A 4,305-nucleotide genomic window follows, 5' to 3' on the forward strand; every position below is an offset into this window, starting at 1 on the left:
AGTTTTCCGCGATGTCACAAATGGAGCCAGAGTCAGATCGCATCCGTATTGCGCTGAAATTCGCGAGAGAGCATCTGGCCGAGGAGTTGCCCATTGAGAGACTCGCCGATGCGGCGAGATTGAGCCTGCGACAATTCGGACGAGCATTCCGCCGAGAGACAGGTGAAACACCAGCTAAAGCAGTGGAACGCTTGCGCGTCGAAGCGGCGTGTTTACGTCTGCAAGAAGGTAGCGAGCCGATCGAGCAGATTGCTCAGGCGGTCGGTTTTACTGACCCAGAACGGATGCGTAGGGCGTTCGTTCGACTGCATGGATATTCACCGCAGTATGTCCGCCGCGAGAATCGGTTGAGTGGTGAGTGCTCGATAATCAATAGCGGTACATAGCGAAGCCGAACTCATCCTGGATGCACCCGCTGACTTATGGCTCTTGAGAATGCTGAATCCATTCATTCAAAAGGAGCCGAAACGTGCGAAGGATTGTAAAGATGGCATTCACGTGGGTGCTTACAAGTGGGCCACTAATGAGCCATTCTAAACGTAAAACCCCCGCGCGTAGGTACGCGCGGGGCTATATGCTTGAACTTGACGCCAGCTTAGGAACTGAGCCTAGAGCGACCCCGCGGCATGGCGCAGAAATGACTGATCAAGGTCCGCCGAGAACAACGTTACAGAGCAACGATCACGCGGGATCTAGTTTTGATAACTGCGCTCGACGCTCCATATGCTCATTCGCGACTCTCACAGCCTCGTCAGTTCTCCCCCACAGACCCTTTATCTGTGCGACGATCTCCGGCCGCGCGGTACGTGGATTCCCCGAGTTCATTGTCGGCTGCGGGTCGTACTCGAGCACAAGCTGAGTAAACTCTGCCGCATCCTGGCCTTTAAGCTCGGCGATGACCTTCAGCGCAAAGTCGATACCTGCCGTTACACCGCCACCTGTGATTCGGTTCCTGTCGACGCATACCCGTTCGTAGCTCGGCTCGATACCCAGTGCTATGAGGGGTTCGTAGAAAGGCCAGTAGGTCGCTGCACGGTAGCCCTCCAATAGTCCCGCCATAGCAAGAAGTACAGAGCCTGTGCATACGGCGGTTACATAGGTGGCAGTCTGTCCTGCGCGAGCAATGAAATCGAGCAACTCCCGGTCCTTCATGATTTCAGGGGTTCCTCCGCCACCTGCGACGAACAGCACGTCTAGGTTATCTGGAACGTCATCAATCGTGATCGTGGGGTTCATGGTGACGCCCATATCCGTGGGAACGGGCTCCATGGTCTTCCAGATTATGTGAGTTTTGGCATGAAGGCCGAACGCCGTCTGTGGGCCAGCCAAATCCTGCAGAGTGAAGCCAGGAAAAATTACCATGCCAATCTGCAGTTTGGCGGTCTTGAATCTTATTGCTCAGCTCATCAGTCATTACCGTCTCCTCTCGTCGTAGTTGACTAAAGAGTATTCCTGCCAGACGCTACACGTGAGTGGCTTAAATGACATCAAGCGATCGTTTTCTGCCAGTTATTTAATTTTGAGAGCAGGAGTCAACGCCGTGCATAAAATTGCGGTTATGGTATTGAATGACGTGGTGCCGTTGGACTTTGGTATCGCCTATCAGGTTTTCGCTTTGGCTTCTAAGGTCGATAACAGCAACGCATACGAGGTGGAGGTGTGCGCACCCGAGCGGACAATTCGGGCCGCTAGCTTTGATATGCATGTGCGGTACGGCCTCGACCGTCTTGAGCTAGCCCACACTATTGTCATTCCAGGGTGTGAAGACCCGTTTGGAGAGGTTCCAGAGACGGTAAGAATCGCTCTTCGCGAGGCATATGTTCGTGGTGCACGATTGGCGTCAATCTGCACTGGGGCTTTTATCCTTGCCGAGAGCGGTCTTCTTGACGGAAAACGCGCTACTACGCATTGGCGTTTCGCCGAGGACTTGGCCAAGCTTCACCCAGAGATACAAGTAGAACCTAATGTTCTGTTCGTCGATGAAGGAAGCATCGTGACTTCGGCCGGCGCGTCAGCAGGATTAGATATGTGTTTGCATCTCGTGCGACGCGATTACGGCCAGTCTGTTGCGGCAAACACTGCCCGTCTAGCGGTCGCGCCACTGTACCGTGATGGTGGTCAGGCCCAGTTTATTCGTCAGGAGCTTCCAAGCTCTCCAACGAGCTTAATGCCCTTGATCGAATGGATGCGAGACAATTTGAACAGTTCGCACACGGTCGTTAGTCTTGCGGCTCGTGCCAACATGAGCTCTCGCACCTTTGCTCGGCGATTTCAAGAACAGACCGGTACTACAGCTTTACAGTGGCTTCTCACCGCTCGTATTGATCGAGCGCGTGCATTGCTTGAGGAGAGCGATACATCGATTGATCAAACGGCACTTCTTTCCGGATTCGGGTCTGCGGTGACCTTCCGGTCGCGGTTCCGAAGGGTCGTTGGCCTGACGCCGACGGAGTAACCGTCGTCGTTTTCAGCTCAGTAAACTAAAATCCAAATACCCGCAGACCATGGGTTTGGATTTTCAGGACGACCGACACGCTCACATTGATGCGTCAATCGCCAATCCCGCTGGCGATCAATGACAGTACCTCGCTCGGCACATTTTTCGGGGCACAACAAATTCGGGATGGGAGCGCTGTAGTTTCACTACGGCGAATCAAGAACTTCCCATGGACAAATGCTAGAAAATCATGCCCTTATGCCAGCTCCTTAGCCTGAGTTTTTACTGTCGTAACGCTGGGCGCTATCAATGGATTTCTGGTCCGAGAGACCCGATAGTCGGTCAGTTGTAGGGCGGGTTTGCCTCATACTCCCTCCGGCTCGAGTGTCGCACTAGTCAACTGCTGATCTTGCCAGGCCGCGCAGGTTCAGCCCAGTGCCTTTCCACCGTCCATTCTGTATGACCATTGACTGTGCGCCCGTGGATAATCAAAAATATTTCAGACCTATATCACCTCTATGAACGCCCACCTGTATCGACTGCAGTTGGGATTTTGGCGTGCCTGCACTTCGCTTAGCACGCTCATCATTTGAGAGGATCTGCGTATGTATAGCCCTTGCCCAAGTTGTAACTCTGGACGCATCGTCACGAAAAATATTGGGAAACAAGCAGGCGGTTTGATCGGTGCCGCAGGCGGCGCCGCCAGTGGTACAGCTGGCGCTCTGTCCGGCGCCGAAGCTGGAGCTGTTTTAGGTGTCGCTGGAGGCCCAATAGGCATCGCAATCGGAAGCGTCGCTGGGGCGATTTTTAGGGGGGTTGTTTTGGAGGGGTCGCTGGCGGTATCGCCGGGGCCACGCTCGGTGAACAGATCGATGACAAGGTACTGAATAACTATCAATGCCTAGAGTGCGGTTACAGCTTCAGCGCTAATCGCTAACTCATCGAGTCAGCCCCTGTTTTCTCATGCAAACAGGGCCGCCCCCTCTGTCAAAGGACCTATTCCCATGGCTCATCTCATTGAACAAATGGCTTATGTTGGCGCAACTCCCTGGCACGGTCTGGGTAGTCGCCTTTCTCCGAAACAACCCATCGAAATCTGGCAGCGCGAAGCGGGTATGGACTGGAAGATCCAGGACAGCCCGGTACATTTCAAATCCGATAGCATCGGTGCACTTGGCTCAATTCACACCTTCCCTGACCAGAAGGTTCTCTACCGCTCCGATACTAAGGCCCCGTTGTCCGTGGTTTCTCAGCGCTACCAGGTCGTGCAGCCGCGCGAGGTCTTGGAGTTCTATCGGGACCTCACTGAAGTATCGGGCTACGAGCTGGAAACGGCCGGCGTACTCAAAGGCGGTCGCAAATTTTGGGCGCTGGCCCGCACTGGTCAAGGTACGACCTTGAAAGGCAACGATCAGGTCAATGGTTATCTCCTGCTGGCCACCTCCTGTGACGGTACCTTGGCTACCACGGCCACACCTACAACTGTGCGGGTAGTTTGCAATAACACGTTGACTATTGCGCTGGACGGTTCGGCCAAAGCGATCAAGGTGCCGCACAGCACGCGCTTCGATCCACAGGCGGTTAAAAAGCAACTCGGTATCGCCGTCTCGCAATGGGACAACTTCATGCACCGGATGCGAATGCTATCTGAACGCAAAGTTCAGTGGCATGAAGCCATGGCATTCTTCATGAACGTGCTGTGTGATACCAATCCGAACATGCCACTACCGGCAGTACTTCCCAACGAGCGGGCGCTACGCAAGGTGCAATGCCTGTATGAAGGTCAGGGCCGCGGGTCAACCCTGGAGTCAGCTCAAGGAACTGCCTGGGGCCTGCTCAACGCCGTGACGGAGTACGTCGACCACGAA

Annotated in this window: 4 protein-coding genes and 1 pseudogene; 4 read left to right on the plus strand and 1 reads right to left on the minus strand. The window is 54.3% G+C overall.

The window, feature by feature from the left end:
• On the plus strand, positions 1 to 386 hold a 386-nt coding region (locus DQ405_RS24790), incomplete at its 5' end, for a helix-turn-helix domain-containing protein (protein WP_168426387.1).
• A gap of 295 nt (positions 387 to 681) precedes the next feature.
• On the opposite strand, the gene DQ405_RS24795 is transcribed toward DQ405_RS24790, so the two are convergent.
• Entirely contained in the window at positions 682 to 1,362 is a 681-nt protein-coding gene (locus DQ405_RS24795) for a DJ-1/PfpI family protein (RefSeq protein ID WP_168426388.1), read from the minus strand.
• Positions 1,363 to 1,540: 178 nt separating this feature from the next.
• Between DQ405_RS24795 and DQ405_RS24800 the strand changes: the two genes are divergently transcribed.
• The 3 genes and pseudogenes from DQ405_RS24800 to DQ405_RS24810 all read left to right on the plus strand — a co-directional run.
• A complete protein-coding gene (locus DQ405_RS24800) occupies positions 1,541 to 2,455 on the plus strand; it encodes a helix-turn-helix domain-containing protein (protein ID WP_168426389.1) in 915 nt (304 codons plus the stop codon).
• 587 nt (positions 2,456 to 3,042) lie between these two features.
• Positions 3,043 to 3,374 (plus strand): annotated as a pseudogene (locus DQ405_RS27885) (hypothetical protein).
• Between the two features lie 67 nt (positions 3,375 to 3,441).
• A partial coding sequence (locus tag DQ405_RS24810; RefSeq protein ID WP_168426390.1) for a DUF932 domain-containing protein occupies positions 3,442 to 4,305 on the plus strand: 864 nt, incomplete at its 3' end.

The organism is Pseudomonas sp. SST3, assembly GCF_003325755.1.